Source organism: Azospira sp. MPR-LB4 (assembly GCF_058809525.1).
This window is the reverse complement of sequence record NZ_CM179521.1, coordinates 1192619-1209226: the sequence shown is the minus strand read 5'-3', so window position 1 is coordinate 1209226 and position 16608 is coordinate 1192619. Positions and strand designations below refer to the sequence as shown.

14 protein-coding genes are annotated in these 16608 nt (G+C 67.1%); 12 read left to right on the top strand and 2 right to left on the bottom strand.

What is annotated here, in order from left to right:
* Positions 1-48 precede the first annotated feature (48 nt).
* Complete coding sequence (locus AC3QLZ_RS05480; protein WP_130458919.1) at positions 49-1749, top strand: cation:proton antiporter domain-containing protein; 1701 nt, start codon at positions 49-51, stop codon at positions 1747-1749.
* 122 nt (positions 1750-1871) lie between these two features.
* Complete coding sequence (gene nfsB / locus AC3QLZ_RS05475) at positions 1872-2525, top strand: oxygen-insensitive NAD(P)H nitroreductase (RefSeq protein ID WP_014238308.1); 654 nt, start codon at positions 1872-1874, stop codon at positions 2523-2525.
* 84 nt (positions 2526-2609) lie between these two features.
* Here the strand turns inward: nfsB and icd are convergent, their stop codons facing one another.
* Both icd and AC3QLZ_RS05465 read right to left on the bottom strand, forming a co-directional pair.
* Positions 2610-3836 carry an NADP-dependent isocitrate dehydrogenase gene (gene icd, locus AC3QLZ_RS05470; RefSeq protein ID WP_152089579.1) on the bottom strand — a complete coding sequence of 409 codons (1227 nt, stop codon included), beginning with the start codon at positions 3834-3836 and terminating at the stop codon, positions 2610-2612.
* A gap of 371 nt (positions 3837-4207) precedes the next feature.
* Complete coding sequence (locus AC3QLZ_RS05465; RefSeq protein ID WP_014238306.1) at positions 4208-6448, bottom strand: NADP-dependent isocitrate dehydrogenase; 2241 nt, start codon at positions 6446-6448, stop codon at positions 4208-4210.
* A 225-nt stretch (positions 6449-6673) separates the two neighbouring features.
* Between AC3QLZ_RS05465 and aceK the strand changes: the two genes are divergently transcribed.
* The 10 genes from aceK (at position 6674) to AC3QLZ_RS05415 (ending at position 16230) form a co-directional block, all read left to right on the top strand.
* On the top strand, positions 6674-8434 hold the full coding sequence (gene aceK / locus AC3QLZ_RS05460; protein WP_492783461.1) for a bifunctional isocitrate dehydrogenase kinase/phosphatase: 1761 nt from the start codon (positions 6674-6676) through the stop codon (positions 8432-8434).
* Between the two features lies 1 nt (position 8435).
* Complete coding sequence (locus AC3QLZ_RS05455; protein WP_130458914.1) at positions 8436-9101, top strand: pseudouridine synthase; 666 nt, start codon at positions 8436-8438, stop codon at positions 9099-9101.
* On the top strand, positions 9040-9198 hold the full coding sequence (locus AC3QLZ_RS05450) for a hypothetical protein (protein ID WP_416244040.1): 159 nt from the start codon (positions 9040-9042) through the stop codon (positions 9196-9198). Before AC3QLZ_RS05455 ends, AC3QLZ_RS05450 begins: the two co-directional genes overlap by 62 nt.
* 93 nt (positions 9199-9291) lie before the next feature.
* Positions 9292-9750 carry a DUF192 domain-containing protein gene (locus AC3QLZ_RS05445; RefSeq protein ID WP_152089576.1) on the top strand — a complete coding sequence of 153 codons (459 nt, stop codon included), beginning with the start codon at positions 9292-9294 and terminating at the stop codon, positions 9748-9750.
* Positions 9747-10292 (top strand): chorismate--pyruvate lyase family protein, encoded by a 546-nt coding sequence (locus tag AC3QLZ_RS05440; RefSeq protein WP_130458912.1) that lies wholly within the window; start codon positions 9747-9749, stop codon positions 10290-10292. The genes AC3QLZ_RS05445 and AC3QLZ_RS05440 overlap by 4 nt, the downstream gene beginning before the upstream one ends.
* A gap of 57 nt (positions 10293-10349) precedes the next feature.
* A complete protein-coding gene (locus AC3QLZ_RS05435) occupies positions 10350-10928 on the top strand; it encodes an SRPBCC family protein (protein ID WP_492783460.1) in 579 nt (192 codons plus the stop codon).
* A 165-nt stretch (positions 10929-11093) separates the two neighbouring features.
* On the top strand, positions 11094-11405 hold the full coding sequence (locus tag AC3QLZ_RS05430; RefSeq protein ID WP_492783459.1) for an STAS domain-containing protein: 312 nt from the start codon (positions 11094-11096) through the stop codon (positions 11403-11405).
* A 64-nt stretch (positions 11406-11469) separates the two neighbouring features.
* The gene (locus AC3QLZ_RS05425) at positions 11470-12654 is read left to right on the top strand and encodes a SpoIIE family protein phosphatase (protein WP_492783458.1); all 1185 of its coding nucleotides are present in this window, start codon (positions 11470-11472) and stop codon (positions 12652-12654) included.
* A gap of 64 nt (positions 12655-12718) precedes the next feature.
* Positions 12719-14104 carry a sigma-54-dependent transcriptional regulator gene (locus tag AC3QLZ_RS05420; RefSeq protein ID WP_416244287.1) on the top strand — a complete coding sequence of 462 codons (1386 nt, stop codon included), beginning with the start codon at positions 12719-12721 and terminating at the stop codon, positions 14102-14104.
* On the top strand, positions 14101-16230 hold the full coding sequence (locus AC3QLZ_RS05415; RefSeq protein WP_492783457.1) for a cache domain-containing protein: 2130 nt from the start codon (positions 14101-14103) through the stop codon (positions 16228-16230). Before AC3QLZ_RS05420 ends, AC3QLZ_RS05415 begins: the two co-directional genes overlap by 4 nt.
* Positions 16231-16608: the final 378 nt, after the last annotated feature.

The following is a 16608-nucleotide window of genomic DNA, read 5'->3' as shown; positions in this document are numbered from 1 at the left end:
CCGCCTGTTTGGCGCTAGTCTGCTAACACTCCCCGCAAGGACCGCAACATGCCCCACGACATCAGCCTCATCACCACCGTGGCCGCCGGCTTCGGCCTGGCCATGATCCTGGGCTTCATTGCTGCCCGCCTGAAGATTCCCCCCCTGGTCGGCTACCTCATTGCCGGCATCATCATGGGCCCGGCCACCCCGGGCTTCGTCGCCGACGTGGAGCTGGCCGGCCAGTTGGCCGAGATCGGCGTCATGCTGCTGATGTTCGGCGTCGGCCTGCACTTCTCCCTGGAAGACCTGATGAATGTGCGCCGCATCGCCGTTCCCGGCGCCGTGGTGCAGATCACCGTGGCCACCGCCCTGGGCACCGTGCTGGCCATGTACTGGGGCTGGTCTTTCGGCGGCGGCCTGGTCTTCGGCCTGGCCCTCTCCTGCGCCTCCACCGTGGTGCTGCTGCGGGCTCTGGAGACCCGGGGCATCCTGGATTCGGTGAATGGCCGCATCGCCGTCGGCTGGCTGGTGGTGGAGGACCTGGTGTGCGTCCTGGTGCTGGTGCTGATGCCGCCCCTGGCCGAGCTGCTGGGCGGCAGCGCTGCCGATGCCCACGGCGCCGGCGGCAGCCTGTGGGGCACCCTGGCGGTGACCCTGGCCAAGGTGGGAGCCTTCATCGCCCTCATGCTGGTGGTGGGGCGGCGGGTCTTCCCGCGCATCCTGTGGGCCGTGGCCCGCACCGGCTCCCGGGAGCTGTTCACCCTCTGCGTCATTGCCGCCGCCGTCGGCGTGGCCTACGGCTCGGCCAAACTCTTCGGCGTTTCCTTCGCCCTGGGCGCCTTCTTCGCCGGCATGATGATGCGCGAATCCGATTTCGCCCACCGGGCGGCGGAGGAATCCCTGCCCCTGCGGGACGCCTTCTCGGTGCTGTTCTTCGTCTCCGTCGGCATGCTCTTCGATCCCCAGGTGCTGCTGCAGGAACCGGGCAAGGTGCTGGCGGTGGCCGCCGTCGTCATCGTCGGCAAGACGGTGGCCGCCATCCTGCTGGTGCTGGCCTTCCGCTATCCCCTCAACACCGCCCTCACAGTCGGCGCCAGCCTGGCCCAGATCGGCGAGTTCTCCTTCATCCTGGCCGGCCTGGGCGTTGCCCTGGACCTGCTGCCCAAGGCCGGGCAGAGCCTGATCCTGGCCGGGGCCCTGATTTCCATCGCCTTCAACTCCGTCGTCTTTGCCGCCATCGGTCCGGCCCGCAAATGGGCCCTGGCCCATTCCGCCCTGGCGCGGCGCCTGGAGATGCGGGAAGACCCGACGGCCGCCCTGCCGACCACGGTGGAAGAGCATTTCCTCTCCGGCCAGGTGGTGCTGGTGGGCTACGGCCGGGTCGGCCGGCGCATCGCCGAGGCCCTGGATGCCCAGAAGATTCCCTATGTGGTGGCCGAGCAGCACCGCCAGGTGGTGGAGAAGCTGCGGGAGCGGGGGGTGCCTGCCGTCTCCGGCGATGCCTCGGACCCGGCGGTGCTGATCCAGGCCCATATCGCCCGGGCCGGCATGCTGGTCATCGCCACGCCCGACACCCTGGACGTGCGCAAGATCGTGGACATGGCCCGCACCCTAAATCCGGCCATCGAAGTGGTGCTGCGCACCCACTCCGAGGAGGAGGCCGGCCTGCTGCGCCAGGAGAGCCTGGGCACGGTCTTCATGGGCGAGGACGAACTGGCCAAGGGCATGGCCCGCCACGTGCTGGCGCGGATGGGCAAGGGCGCCTGAGGGGCGGCCGGCGCCGGCCCCGAGTCGGGAGGTTGGCCGGCCGGGAATTCCCGGCCTTTGCTTCGGCCCCGGGCGGCGGTATGCTCCCGGGCAAATTTCTTCCCCTATTCCCAGGAGCTTCCATGAACATCGCCCAGGTAGCCGCACAACGCTACACCACCAAGGCCTTCGATCCCAGCCGCAAGATTGCCGCCGACGATCTGGCGGCCTTGCGCACCCTGCTGCGCAATGCCCCGTCCTCCGTCAATTCCCAGCCCTGGCATTTCGTCATCGCCGGCAGCGACGCTGCCAAGGGCCGCATCGCCGCCACCCTCACCGCCGATTTCCCCTACAACGAGCCCAAGGTGCGCAATGCTTCCCAGGTGGTGGTGCTGTGCGCCCGGGAAAGCCTGGATGAAGGCCATCTGGCGGCCATCCTGGCGCAGGAGGAGGCAGACGGCCGCTTTGCCAACGCCGAGGCCAAGGCAGCCCAGGCCAAGGGCCGGGCCTTCTACGTGGGCCTGCACCAGCAGCAGCTGCAGGACGAGGCCGCCTGGATGGACCGCCAGGTCTATCTGGCCCTGGGTACCCTGCTGCTGGGGGCCGGCGCCCTGGGCATCGATGCCTGCCCCATCGAGGGTTTCAGCCCCGAGGCCGTGGACGAGGCCCTGGGCCTCAAGGCCAAGGGGCTGCGCAGCCGGGTCATGGTGGCCCTGGGCTACCGCAGCGAGGACGACTTCAATGCCCGCCTGCCCAAGTCCCGCCTGCCCGAGAGCGCCGTCATCAGCGAGATCTGACGCGCTTCTCCAGCCGGTCCCGGCTGGCAGGCAGAAAGAAAAAGCCCCGCATGGCGGGGCTTTTTTTGTGGCCGCAGCGGCGGCTTACATGCGGGCGATCATGGCCTCGCCGAACTCGGAGCAGGACACTTCCGTCGCCCCTTCCATGAGCCGGGCGAAGTCGTAGGTCACCACCTTGTCGCCGATGGCCGCTTCCATGGACTTGATGATGAGGTCCGCCGCCTCCTTCCAGCCCAGGTGGCGCAGCATCATCTCGGCGGAGAGGATCAGGGAACCGGGGTTCACCTTGTCCTTGCCGGCATACTTGGGCGCCGTGCCGTGGGTGGCCTCGAAACAGGCGTACTGGTCGGAGATGTTGGCGCCGGGAGCGATGCCGATGCCGCCCACCTGGGCCGCCAGGGCATCGGAGATGTAGTCGCCGTTGAGGTTGGTGGTGGCGATCACGTCGTACTCGGCCGGGCGCAGCAGGATCTGTTGCAGGAAGGCGTCGGCGATGGCGTCCTTGATGACGATGCCGTTGGGCAGTTTCTGCCACGGACCGCCGTCGATGTCGACGCCGCCGAACTCGCGCTTGGCCAGGGCATAGGCCGTGTCGCGGAAGTTGCCTTCCGTGAACTTCATGATGTTGCCCTTGTGCACGATGGTCACCGACTTGCGGCCGTTGTCGATGGCGTACTTGATGGCGGCGCGCACCAGGCGCTCGGTGCCTTCGACGGAGATGGGCTTGATGCCGATGCCGGAGGATTCTGGGAAGCGGATCTTCTTCACCCCCATCTCCTCCTGCAGGAACTTGATCACCTTCTTGCAGGCCTCGGAGCCGTGGGCCCACTCGATGCCGGCGTAGATGTCCTCCGTGTTCTCGCGGAAGATCACCATGTTGCACAGCTCGGGCTGCTTCAGGGGGGAAGGCACGCCCTTGAAGTACTGCACCGGGCGCACGCACTGGTAGAGGTCCAGCTCCTGGCGCAGGGCCACGTTGAGGGAGCGGATGCCGCCGCCCACCGGGGTGGTCATGGGCCCCTTGATGGAGACCGAGTATTCCTTGAGAGCGTCGAAGGTTTCCTTGGGCAGCCACTCGTCGGCACCGTAGATCTGGGTGGATTTCTCGCCGGCGTAAACCTCCATCCAGTGGATTTTCTTCTGGCCGCCATAGGCTTTTTGCACGGCCGCATCCACCACCTTGATCATCACCGGGGTGATGTCCACGCCGATGCCGTCACCTTCGATGAAGGGAATGATGGGGTTATTGGGAATGGGCTGGCCCGGGATGATCTTCTGCCCGCCCTGAGGGACTTTGATGTGTGAACTCATTTCCTTAGCTCCATGAGAGATGAGAGTTGTTATGTGAGCGCAGGGTTTTGCGTTGAAACCCCGTCGTGATCATGCCGGGCGAGGGCCGTGGGCCAGGAGAAACTCAGGCCGGCACCGGGGCATTATGTATGAAAAACGGGGAGGGGGGACAGACGCCCATCCAGGGCCGGGACATGGGGCTGGCGCCGGCGGAAATCGGGTGTTGTCCACCGGGAAGCTGGCGGGGAGAGGAGCAGAGAAGGGGGGCGGAAGAGAGGCGGAACGGGAGGGTGCGTCCGGCAGGTGGCAAGGCCGGTGCCGACACAAGAAAAACGGCCCGGCCAAACCCCGGGACGGGGGCTGGACCGGGCCGTGGGCCGGGCAGGTGCCGATCAGGCGGCGCTGGCGGCCTGCAGCAGGCTGTTGAGGGTGGCGCTGGGGCGCATCACGGCGGTCACCTTGGCCTGGTCGGCCAGGTAGTAGCCGCCGATATCCACGGGCTTGCCCTGGACCGCCTTCAGCTCGTCCACGATCTTCTGCTCGTTTTCGGCTAGGGACTTGGCCAGGGGGCCGAACTTGGTGGCCAGGTCCTTGTCCTCGGACTGGGCGGCCAGGGCCTGGGCCCAGTACAGAGCCAGGTAGAACTGGCTGCCCCGGTTGTCCAGCTCGCCGGTACGGCGGGAGGGGGACTTGTTCTCGTCCAGCAGCTTGCCGGTGGCCTCATCCAGGGTCTTGGCCAGCAGCTTGGCCTTGGCGTTGCCGGTCTTGATGCCCAGCTCTTCCAGGGACACGGCCAGGGCCAGGAACTCGCCCAGGGAATCCCAGCGCAGGTGGTTTTCTTCCACCAGCTGCTGCACGTGCTTGGGCGCGGAGCCGCCGGCACCGGTTTCGTACATGCCGCCGCCAGCCATCAGGGGCACGATGGAGAGCATCTTGGCGGAGGTGCCCAGTTCCATGATGGGGAACAGGTCGGTCAGGTAGTCGCGCAGGATGTTGCCGGTGACGGAGATGGTATCCAGGCCGCGGGCGACCCGTTCCAGGGTGAAGCGCATGGCGCGCACCTGGGACATGATGTGGATTTCCAGGCCGCTGGTGTCGTGATCCTTGAGGTACTTCTCCACCTTCTTAATCAGCTCGGCCTCGTGGGGACGGTAGGGGTCCAGCCAGAAGACGGCAGGCATGCCGGAGTTGCGGGCACGGGTGACGGCCAGCTTGACCCAGTCGCGGATCGGCTCGTCCTTCACCTGGCACATGCGCCAGATGTCGCCTTCTTCCACGTTCTGGGACAGCAGCACTTCGCCGGTGGCCAGGTCCACAATGTTGGCGATGCCGGCTTCGGCGATTTCGAAGGTCTTGTCGTGGGAGCCGTATTCCTCGGCCTTCTGGGCCATCAGGCCGACGTTGGGCACGGTGCCCATGGTCTTGGGATCGAAGTTGCCGTGCCACTTACAGAAGTTGATCATCTCCTGGTAGATGCGGGCGAAGGTGGATTCAGGCATCACGGCCTTGCAGTCGTAAGGCTTGCCGTCGGCACCCCACATCTTGCCGCCGCCGCGGATCATGGCGGGCATGGAAGCGTCCACGATGATGTCGTTGGGGGAGTGGAAGTTGGTGATGCCCTTGGCGGAGTCCACCATGGCCAGACGGGGACGGTGCTCCTGGCAGGCGTGCAGGTCGCGGATGATCTCGTCGCGCTTGGATTCGGGCAGGGTGTCGATCTTCTCGTAGAGGGTGGCCATGCCGTTGTTGACGTTGATGCCCAGCTCGTCGAACAGCTTGCCGTGCTTCTCGAAGGCTTCCTTGTAGTAGATCTTGACGCAGTGGCCGAAGACGATGGGGTGGGACACCTTCATCATGGTGGCCTTCACGTGCAGGGAGAAGAGGATGCCGGCCTGCCGGCAGTCTTCCAGTTCCTTCTCGTAGAAGTCGCACAGGGCCTTCTTGCTCATGAACATGGAGTCGATGATCTCGCCGTCCTTGAGGGCCACCTTGGGCTTCAGCACGATGGTCTTGCCGCTCTTGGTGACCAGTTCCATCTTCACGTCCCGGGCCTTGTCCAGGGTCAGGGACTTTTCGCCGTGGTAGAAGTCACCGTGGTCCATATGGGCCACGTGGGTCTGGGACCAGGGCTTCCATTCACCCATGGAGTGGGGGTGCTTCTTGGCGTAGTTCTTGACGGCGGCCGGGGCGCGGCGGTCGGAGTTGCCTTCGCGCAGCACCGGATTCACGGCGGAGCCCAGGCACTTGCCGTAGCGGGTCTTGAGGGCCTTTTCCTCGTCCGTGGTGGGGTTTTCCGGGTAGTCGGGGATGGCGTAGCCCTTGGCCTGCAGTTCCTTGACGCAAGCCACCAGCTGGGCCACGGAGGCGCTGATGTTGGGCAGCTTGATGATGTTGGTGTCGGGGTCCTGGGTCAGGCGGCCCAGTTCGGCCAGGTTGTCCGGAACCTTCTGGTCGTCGCGCAGGTAGTCGGAGAATTCGGCCAGGACACGGGCGGCCACGGAAATGTCGCTTTCGGCGATTTCAACGCCGGCCGGACCGGTGAAGGTGCGGATGATCGGCAGAAAAGCACAGGTCGCCAGCAGGGGCGCCTCATCAGTGAGCGTGTAAATGATCTTCGACTTACCAGCAGACATGCTAATCCCTCACATAGTTCGTAGTTAAAGGTGCGGACAACTCTTATATATATTATATCACCCGGTGCAATCTTATTGCGTACCGTGCAATGAATGCCGTGGGGATGGATGCCCGCCTTTCCCTCCCCAGGGCCCCTCACGGGGCCTGTCCGGGGCCCATTTCCGCGGGGGGCGGGGCCGGCCGGTGCTAAGATTTCCGCTTTCTTCCGCGTCCCGCCCGTGCCGATGGACATTTCGACCGCCGCCACCGCCAATCGCATCGCCATTGCCCTCATCGACGGCTTCAACAAGCATTACCGGCTGTTCCGCCAGACCAGCCGGGAGGCCAAGTTCCGTTTCGAGTCCGGTGACTGGCTGGCGGTGCACAAGGCGGTGAAGGACCGCATCCGATTCTACGATGACCGGGTGGAGGAGTGCGTCGAGCGCCTGCGCGACGAATTCCGGGCCGAGGCCCTGGACGACGCCACCTGGCAGCAGGTGAAGCTGCTCTACATCGGCCTGCTGCTCAATCACAAGCAGCCGGAGCTGGCGGAGACCTTCTTCAACTCCGTGTGCTGCAAGATCCTGCACCGAACCTATTTCCACAACGACTTCATCTTCGTGCGGCCGGCCATCTCCACGGAGAACATCGAATCCAATCCGCCCACCTACTCCAGCTACTACCCGGGGGAGGGCGGTCTCGCGGAAACGATGCGCCAGATCATCCTGGACTTCGACTGGCAGCGGGATTTCGAGGACCTGGAGCGGGACGTGGATTACCTCTACCGCACCATCCGGACCCATCTCGGGGGCGAACTGCCGGCCCGGGAGGCCAACTGCCAGATCCAGGTGCTGTACTCCGCCTTCTACCGCAACAAGGGCGCCTACATCATCGGCAAGGCCATCAACGGCAACCAGGAATACCCCTTCGCCATCCCGGTGCTGCACACCCCGGGCGGCAAGCTCTATCTGGATGCCATCCTGCTCGACGCCTGGCGCATCTCCATCCTCTTTTCCCTGTCCCGGGCCTATTTCATGGTGGATATGGAAGTGCCCTCCGGCTACGTCCAGTTCCTGCGCTCCATCATGCCCGGCAAGCCCCGCTCCGAGCTGTACACCATGCTGGGGCTGGGCAAGCAGGGCAAGACCATGTTCTTCCGCGATCTCATCTACCACCTGCGCCATTCGGAGGACAAATTCATCGTCGCCCCCGGCATCCGGGGCCTGGTGATGCTGGTGTTCACCCTGCCCTCCTTCCCCTACGTCTTCAAGATCATCAGGGACGTCTTTGGCAGTTCCAAGGAAGTGGACCACGCCACGGTCAAGTACAAGTACCAGCTGGTGAAGCAGGTGGACCGGGTGGGGCGCATGGCCGACACCCTGGAGTTCTCCTACGCGGCCCTGCCCCGTTCCCGCTTCGATCCGGCCCTGCTGGAGGAACTGCGGCAGCAGGTGCCCTCCCTCCTGGAGGAGGACGGGGAAGACCTGATCATCAAGCACCTCTACATCGAGCGGCGCATGACGCCCCTCAACATCTATCTGGACAACGCCCCGGAAGAGAAGGTGGAAGCGGCGGTGAAGGACTACGGCAACGCCATCCGGGAACTGGCCATCGCCAACATCTTCCCCGGCGACATGCTGTGGAAGAACTTCGGCGTCACCCGCTACAACCGCATCGTCTTCTACGACTACGACGAAATCGAACACATGACCGACATGAATTTCCGGGCCATCCCGGAAGCCCCCTATCCGGAACTGGAAATGTCCGGCGAGCCCTGGTATTCCGTGGCCCGCAACGACGTTTTCCCGGAAGAGTTCGCCACCTTCCTGCTCGGCTCCCGGCCGGTGCGCCAGGCCTTCCTCAAGCACCACCGGGACCTGCTGCAGCCCGAATTCTGGCAGGCGGCCCAGGAGCAGATCCGCCAGGGGCGGGTGGAGGACTTCTTCCCCTATCCGGAAGAACTGCGCTTTAGCCGCCTCTACGCCGCCGGCGGGGAAAACGCCTGAGATGGCCCGCATCCTCCTTTTCAACAAGCCCTACGGCGTCCTCTCCCAATTCACCCCCGAAGGCCGCTGGCAGGGCCTCAAGGACTACCTGGAGATACCCGGCGTCTATCCCGCCGGCCGCCTCGATGCGGACAGCGAAGGCCTGCTCCTGCTCACCGACGACGGCGTCCTGCAGGCCCGCATCGCCGATCCCCGCTACAAGCTGGAAAAGACCTACTGGGTGCAGGTGGAGGGCGTGCCGACGGAAGCCGCGCTGCAAGCCCTTCGCCAGGGGGTTGCCCTGAAGGATGGCGTCACCCGGCCGGCCCAGGCCAGGCTCATGGAAGAACCGCATGGATTGTGGCTGCGGGAGCCGCCCATCCGCTACCGGGCTGCCATCCCCACCAGCTGGATCGAACTGAAAATCCGTGAGGGCAAGAACCGCCAGGTCAGGCGGATGACAGCCAGCGTGGGCTACCCTACGCTCCGGCTCATCCGGGCCGCCATCGGCCGGGCTTCCGTGGAAGGCCTGGCCCCGGGAGAGTGGCGTCTGCTGCAGGGCGGTTTTGCCGACCTGGCGCCGGACGGCGCTCCCGGCCGAACCCCATCCCCTGACGGAGTTGCAAATGAAAAAAGCCCTACTGCTCGCCCTGACCCTGGCCTTCGCCCTCGGCACCGGCGTCGCTGAAGCCGCCACCCACGGCCACCATGCCAAGAAGGCGAGCCATGCCAAGCACGTCAAGCCTGCCAAGGCCGCCAAGCACCACGCCAAGCTCCACCACTAAGCCGCCGGGCCGGTCCGGCAGGCTTGCGGCCTGCCCGGCCCGGCGCTGTGCAAAGTAGGGCAGCCGCTGCCGGCTGGCCTATAATTCCGCCCCATGCATACCACCACCCTTTCCCGCTCCCTGGGCGCCGCCCTGGCCCTGGCAGCCGCTGCCTGGTGCGGCAGCGCCCTGGCCGAGATGGGCCGCCTGGAACTGACTGCCGGCTTCCACCGCATCGAGGCCGAAGTGGCCTACACCGATCCGGACCGTCAGCAGGGCCTGATGAACCGCCGCAGCATGGCGGCCAACCAGGGCATGCTGTTCGTCTTCCCCTTCCCGGCCCGCCACTGCATGTGGATGAAGAACACCCTGCTGCCCCTTTCCGTCGCCTTCCTCGATGAACAGGGCCGCATCATCAACATCCGCGACATGCAGCCCCAGACCGAGAACAGCCACTGCGCCGACAAGGACGCCCGCTTCGCCCTGGAGATGAACCAGGGCTGGTTCGCCCAGCGGGGCCTCAAGGCCGGCCTGACCCTGGGCGGCATCGAGCGCGCTCCCGCGCCGCGATGATCCCGGCCCGCGCCGCCTGGCGCCCGGCCCTGCTGCAACGCGGCCGGGCCCCGGCCCCGGCCCTGCGTCCCTGGCTGGAGGAACGGGGTTCCCTCACCGCCCGCATCCGCGCCCGCTGCGACCGTTTCCGCGTGCAATGCCTGCGCCAGTGCCTGGCCCCCATCGGCAGCGAAGAGGCGGCCTGCCTCGGCCTGCCCGCCGGCACCCGGGTCTGGATGCGGGAAGTGCTGCTGCTGGCGGACGAGGTGCCGGTGGTCTTCGCCCACACCGTCATGCCCCTGGCGCCGCGCCATCCCTTCGATCAGCGCTTTTTCGCCCTGGGCCAGCGTTCCCTGGGCAGCCTGCTCTTCTCCGACCCGCGCATCGCCCGGGGCCGCCTCGAATTCCGCGCCCTGGACCGGCGCCACCGCCTCTACCGCAGCGCCGAGGCCGCCCTTGGCCCCCAGCCCGGCTGGCTGTGGGCCCGCCGCTCCCGCTTCGGCCGCGGCGCCAAGGGGCTCCTGGTGAACGAGGTCTTCCTCCCCGCCGTGCTTTCCCTCTGAACATTCTTTTACACGGCCCGGTCAGACCCGGGTCAGGGCCCGGCGCAAGAATGGGCCATGGATTCCTGCCGCCGCCTCCTTCTGCGGACCCTCTCCCTGCTGCCGCTGGCCCCCGGCCTGGTCCTCGCCGGCGCCAATGCCCCCGTCCGCATCGACGAAGATGAGATCCAGGTGCGCCGCCAGGGCGAGACGTGGACGGTGGAGGCGCAGTTCGTCGTGCCGGTGCCGCCGTCCGTCGCCTGGGAAGTGCTGACGGACTTCGACAACATGACCGCCATCCTCACCAATCTCAGCAGCAGCCGGGTGCTTTCCCGCCAGGGCCAGGTGCTGCAGGTGGAGCAGAAGGGGAGGGCCCGCTTCGGCATTTTCTCCTTCGCCTTCGAGTCCCTGCGGGAGATCACCCTGACGCCCCGGCGGCGCATCCAGGCCCGCGGCCTGGCCGGTAATACCAGGCAATTCGAGAGCGACATGGTGCTGGCGCCCCTGGACGGCGGCACCCGTTTTTCCTACCGGGTGGCGATGGTTCCCGACTTCTGGCTGCCCTCCCTGTTGGGACCGTCCCTGCTGCAGCACGAGCTGGCCGAGCAGTTCAACGCCATGGCGGTGGAGATGGAAAAGCGGTTTGCCGTACGTTGATGGCAGGGGCTTGACGGGCGCCTGCCGGCGGTAGCCTAATGATCCTCCGGCCCGCCCCCAAGAAGCGCACAGATGTTTCATCAGGGAAGCGCCGGGACAGAGACCGCTCAATCTAGCCCGGAGGCTGTGCCCGCCAGCCTCCCGGGAGTTTCAGGGGGATAAGAAATGGACAGCCAAGCTGAAATCCGCCAGCAGGATGGCGAGTGTTCCCTGGCCCTGGAGGGCCGCCTGGATTACTCCAACACCGTCAATTTCCACAGCCGCTGCAACAGCCTGATCGCCATGCCGGAAGCCAGCCGGGTCATCCTCGACTGCGGCAAGCTGACCTACATCGACAGTTCGGGCATCGGCGCCCTCATGGTCATCAACGACCGCGTCACCCGGGAAGGCAAGTCCCTGGAGCTGCATAACTGCAGCAGCGACGTCAAGAAAGTCCTCAAGCTGGTCAATCTGCACAAGGTGCTCAAGCTGGTCTGACGCCGCCATGGCGGGCTCCGGCCCGCCAGCGACCGTTCCGATCCGGAGTGGCTGGAGGGCTTCCGTGTCCTATGCGTCCGACCAGGGCAGCCCCGGGCTGCCCGCCGGCAGGGGGTGTCCGTGGCGGACGCCCCGGCGCCCCATCGTCCTCATCGTGGACGACGCCCGGGAAAACGTCGAAGTGCTGGCCGACTGCCTGCAGTTCGAATACGACCTGCGCTTCGCCTACAACGGTCCGGAAGCCCTGGCCTGCGCCGTGGACGAGCCGCCGCCGGACCTGATCCTGCTCGACGTCATGATGCCGGGCATGGACGGCTACGAGGTGCTGGACCGGCTCAAGTCCGATCCGGCCACCGCCGCCATTCCCGTGGTCTTCGTCACCGCCATGACCGCCATCCGCGACGAGGTCCGGGGCCTGGCCCTGGGGGCCGTGGATTTCATCGGCCGCCCGGTCAGCCCCTCCATCGTGCGCGCCCGCATCCGCAGCCATGTGGCCCTGGCCGAGGCACGGCGCCAGCTGGCGGAGCAGAACCAGTGGCTGATGCACGAGCGCTGCCTGGCCGAGGACATCCTCACCCGGTTGCGGGAGACCGAGACCTTCGATCCCCACAAGCTGCGCTACGTCCTTTCCTCGGTGGACCGCAGTAACGGCGACATGCTGCTCTCCGCCATGACCCCGGACCGGCGCCAGTGGGTGCTGGTGGGCGACATCTCCGGCCACGGCCCCGCCTCCGCCGTGGTGGCGCCCCTGCTGGGCCACGTCTTCTATTCCCAGGCGGCGGAGAACGGCGATGCCGAGGCCCTGCTGATCGAACTCAACCGGGTCATGTTCCAGCGCCTGCCGCTGCAGATGTTCATGGCCTTCGCCCTGGTGGAGGTGAATGCCGCCCGGGACCGGCTGCGGGTGTGGAACGGCGGCATGCCCGGCTGCTTCAACCGCAGCGGCCGGGGCAAGCTGACCCTGGTGGGCTCGGCCTACTATCCCCTCGGCCTGCAGCCCAACCTGGGGGAGACGGAAGCGCCGACGGAACTGGTGTTCCATCCCCGGGACCGCTTCTACCTGTTCACCGACGGCTTTTGCGAGTGCGAGGACGAGAACGGCAAGGCCTTTGGCGAAGAGGCCATCTTCGCACTCCTGGCGGAGCCGGGGCCGCGCCGCTCGGTGCAGGGCATCTGGCTGGCGGCGGCCCGCTACCACGGCAGCGACCAGTTCCGCGACGACCTGACCCTGGTGGAACTGCGTCCCTGAGGGCCGGGCCGGGCGCCGGCGGGGCTTATAATCGGCCCTTTCCGCGCCCATTCCCTTCTTCGCCATGGCCTTCATTCCCGAAACCCCCGGGTCCGAATCCCCCGATCCCGCCGACCGCCCCGCCGAACCGACGGTGCTGGTGGTGGACGACGAGGAGGGCATGCGCAGCTTCCTCTCCCGCACCCTGGCCCTGCGCGGCTGGCAGGTGGAGGCGGCGGCCAGCGCCGAGGAGGGGGCGGCCCAGCTGGCCGGGCGCCACTTCGACCTGATCATCCTGGACATCGCCCTGCCCGGAAAATCCGGCCTGGAATGGCTGAAGGACCTGAAGGCCGCCGGTTTCGCCGGCGACGTCATCCTCATCACCGCCTTCGCCGACATGGAAACGGCCATCGACGCCCTGCGCGCCGGCGCCTCCGACTTCGTCCTCAAGCCCTTCCGCGTGGACCAGATCGTCAATTCCATCAACCGCTGCTTCGAGCGGGCCCGCCTGGCCCGGGAGAACTTCGTCCTGCGCCGCCAGCTGGAAGAGCGGGGCGGCGCCCGGGACGAGATCGTCGGCCACTCCGACAGCATCGCCCGCCTGCGGGCCCTGGTGCGGCGGGTGGCGCCGACGCCCTCGACGGTGCTGATCCAGGGCGAATCCGGCGTCGGCAAGGAACTGGTGGCCCGGGCCCTGCACCAGCTCTCGCCCCGGGCCTCCCGGCCCTTCGTCGCGGTGAACTGCGCCGCCATTTCCGCCGACCTCATCGAATCCGAACTCTTCGGCCACGTGAAGGGCGCCTTCACCGGCGCCAAGGAGGCCCGCAACGGCCTCTTCTACTATGCCCACGGCGGCACCCTGTTCCTCGACGAAATCGGCGAGTTCCCCCTGGCCCTGCAGTCCAAGCTGCTGCGGGTGCTGGAGGAACGCAAGATCCGCCCCGTCGGCACCGAGCACGAGGTGCCGGTGGATGTGCGGGTGGTGGCCGCCACCAACCGGGACCTGAAGCAGGAGGTGGCCCAGTGCCGCTTCCGCCAGGACCTCTTCTACCGCCTGGAAGTGATGACCCTCACCGTGCCGCCCCTGCGCCAGCGCGCCGAGGACGTGCCCGAGCTGGCGGCCCTGTTCATGGACAACCTGTGCGTCCAGCTCGGCGTGGCGCCCCTGCTCATCACCCCCGAGGTGGCCCACGCCCTCTCGGCCTACGCCTGGCCCGGCAACGTGCGGGAGCTGCGCAACTTCGTCGAGCGCTCCCTGCTCTTCGGCGAATTCCCCCTGGACTCCTTGGGCAGCGACGGCGCCGCCATGGAGCCGGCGGCAGCGCCCCCCTCCCTGCTCCTGGCCGAGGTGGAAAAGCGCCACATCCTGGCGGTGCTGGCCCAGAGCAACGGCAGCAAGGCCCGGGCGGCGGACCTCCTGGGCGTCTCCCGCAAGACCCTGGACCGCAAGTGCGCCGAGTGGGGGGTATGAGCGGCCGCCTGGGCGCCTGGCTGCGCCATCCCGGCCGGCGCCTGGAGGAACTGCAGGCCTCCTTCGCCGGCTCGGTGCGGCTCAAGCTGCTGGCCCTGGTGCTGGCGCCCCTGCTGCTGGGGGTGCCGGTGCTGCTGCTCATCGTCTGGATATGGGGCACCCAGGGCTACAACCAGCTGCTGGTGAACAAGGTCAGCTCCGACCTGGTCACCGCCCGCCAGTTCTTCGACCGGGTGCAGAGCGGCGTCAGCCTCAACCTGGAAGGTTTCTCCTCCTCCCACCGCCTGCTGCAGGCCCTGCAGCGGGGCGCTCCCGACGACATGGACCTGCTGCTGCAGGAGGCGGCCCTGGCCCAGGGCCTGGACTATCTGGTGCTGCTCGATTCCCGGGGCCGGGTGCGGGCCGGTGGCCGCGGCCCGGTGGACCGCAGCGCCTGGGACGTGGTCCAGTCCGCCCTGCAGGGGCGGGGCCAGCACGGCCTGGAAGTGTTCGCCCCGGAGCAGCTCGACGAACTGGCGCCCGCCCTGCGCCAGCGGGCCCACCTGGACCTGCTGCCCACCCGCAATGCCTCCCCCGACCCGCGCCGGGCCGAAGACCGGGGCCTGGTGATCCAGGCCGCGGTGCCGGTGCTAGGCAGCGAGGGCCAGATGCTGGGAGTGTTGGAAGGAGGCGTCCTGCTCAACGGCAACCTGGGCATCGTGGACCGCATCAACACCATCGTCTATCAGCAGGCCTCCCTGCCCCTGGGCAGCCAGGGCACCGCCACCCTGTTCCTCGGCGACACCCGCATTGCCACCAACGTGCGCCTCTTCGAAGGCCGGCGCGCCCTCGGCACCCGGGTCTCCCAGGCCGTGCGCGACAAGGTGCTGGGCCGGGGCGAAGTGTGGCTCGGCTCCGCCTTCGTGGTGGACGACACCTACGTCTCCGGCTATGAGCCCCTGCTCAACCTGCGCGGCGAGCGGGTCGGCATGCTCTACGTGGGCTTTCTCGAAGCCCCCCTGCAGACCGCCCTGCACGGCGCCCTGGCCGGCCTCTTCCTGCTCTTCCTGCTGGTTTCCGGCCTGGGCACCCTGGCCGCCCTGCGCTGGGCCCAGACCATCTTCCGCCCCATCGAGCGCATGAACCGGGTCATGGTCCGCATCGAAGCCGGCGAAGAGACCGCCCGGGTCGGCCCCAGCGCCAGCAAGGACGAACTGGGCCGCCTCTCCCGGGCCTTCGACCACCTGCTCGATTCCCTCTCTGCCCGCCGCCTGGAACTGCAACGCTCCGCCGACGAGCTGGACCGCAAGGTGGCCGAGCGCACCGCCGCCCTGGAAGAGGCCAACGCCACCCTGCGCCGGGCCCAGCAGCAGCTGGTGATGAACGAAAAGCTCACCGCCATCGGCGAACTCACCGCCGGCGTCGCCCATGAGATCAACAACCCGGTGGCCGTGATCCAGGGCAACCTGGAACTGCTGCGGGACGTGCTGGGGGAGCAGGCCGAGCCGGTGCGGGGCGAGATCCGCCTGATCGACGAACAGACCCAGCGCATCCGCGCCATCGTCACCCGCCTGCTGCAATTCGCCCGCCCCGGCGACTTCGCCGGCTATGCCGAAGCCACGGACGTGAACGGCGTGGTGGCCGACTGCCTGGTGCTGACCCGGCACAACCTGAACAAGGCCGGGGTCAAGGTGGAGACCCGGCTCGAGGCCGGCTGCAATGTGGAAATGAACCGGGGCGAACTGCAGCAGGTGCTGATCAACCTGATGATGAACGCCATGCAGGCCATGCCCCAGGGCGGCACCCTGAGCGTGGAAAGCCGGGACATCGGCCCCGACGACGCCATCCCCGGCGAAGCCTCCTTCCCCGGCGCCCTGCTGCGGGTGCGGGACACGGGCCACGGCATCGCCCCGGCCGACCTGGACCGCATCTTCGATCCCTTCTTCACCACCAAGAAGCAGGAGGGCACGGGGCTGGGGCTGTCCATCTCCTACGCCATCATCCAGCGCTACGGCGGGCGCATCTCGGTGGAGAGCGCGCCGGGGGAGCACACCACCTTCACCCTGTGGCTGCGCCGGGAGGCGCAATACACGGAACAGCCGTCGGCGCCGGTGTTTGCGGCGAGGTTTATGAAGGCGGGGGAGTGAGGTTAAAGGGCGGTTGCAACTGCCCTTTGTTTTTGGTGGGTTTGCTCGGGTGGGTTGCCGCTTCGGGCGTGGTTTGTTGATTTTGCGGCTGTGTTCCGCGCCGCCGCGCGTGTTCCTTTTCTTGCTTCCCCAAGAAAAGGAACCAAAAGAAGGGGAACCCTCACTCCCGGCCCTGCGGGCTTCCCTGCGCTGCTCAGCCGAGCGGGGCGGCTGCGGAACTCGCCCCCTGCGGGGGCTCAGACAGTCCTCGCCGAAAACCCCCGCCCGCCTTCCGCTGCTCGGCGGGGGTGGAAGGGGGCGACCAGAAGCGGTCATAGCTCAACCTAGCGCAAAGAGGATAATCGGTTGTCTGCAAGCGTATGATTTCTCTAACTTATT

Excerpts from the sequence above, each read along its gene's own strand:
- AC3QLZ_RS05480 (WP_130458919.1), top strand. The coding sequence starts at position 49 with ATGCCCCACGACATCAGCCTCATCACCACCGTGGCCGCCGGCTTCGGC.
- nfsB (WP_014238308.1), top strand. The coding sequence starts at position 1,872 with ATGAACATCGCCCAGGTAGCCGCACAACGCTACACCACCAAGGCCTTC.
- icd (WP_152089579.1), bottom strand. The coding sequence starts at position 3,836 with ATGAGTTCACACATCAAAGTCCCTCAGGGCGGGCAGAAGATCATCCCG.
- AC3QLZ_RS05465 (WP_014238306.1), bottom strand. The coding sequence starts at position 6,448 with ATGTCTGCTGGTAAGTCGAAGATCATTTACACGCTCACTGATGAGGCG.
- aceK (WP_492783461.1), top strand. The coding sequence starts at position 6,674 with ATGGACATTTCGACCGCCGCCACCGCCAATCGCATCGCCATTGCCCTC.
- AC3QLZ_RS05455 (WP_130458914.1), top strand. The coding sequence starts at position 8,436 with ATGGCCCGCATCCTCCTTTTCAACAAGCCCTACGGCGTCCTCTCCCAA.
- AC3QLZ_RS05450 (WP_416244040.1), top strand. The coding sequence starts at position 9,040 with ATGAAAAAAGCCCTACTGCTCGCCCTGACCCTGGCCTTCGCCCTCGGC.
- AC3QLZ_RS05445 (WP_152089576.1), top strand. The coding sequence starts at position 9,292 with ATGCATACCACCACCCTTTCCCGCTCCCTGGGCGCCGCCCTGGCCCTG.
- AC3QLZ_RS05440 (WP_130458912.1), top strand. The coding sequence starts at position 9,747 with ATGATCCCGGCCCGCGCCGCCTGGCGCCCGGCCCTGCTGCAACGCGGC.
- AC3QLZ_RS05435 (WP_492783460.1), top strand. The coding sequence starts at position 10,350 with ATGGATTCCTGCCGCCGCCTCCTTCTGCGGACCCTCTCCCTGCTGCCG.
- AC3QLZ_RS05430 (WP_492783459.1), top strand. The coding sequence starts at position 11,094 with ATGGACAGCCAAGCTGAAATCCGCCAGCAGGATGGCGAGTGTTCCCTG.
- AC3QLZ_RS05420 (WP_416244287.1), top strand. The coding sequence starts at position 12,719 with ATGGCCTTCATTCCCGAAACCCCCGGGTCCGAATCCCCCGATCCCGCC.
- AC3QLZ_RS05415 (WP_492783457.1), top strand. The coding sequence starts at position 14,101 with ATGAGCGGCCGCCTGGGCGCCTGGCTGCGCCATCCCGGCCGGCGCCTG.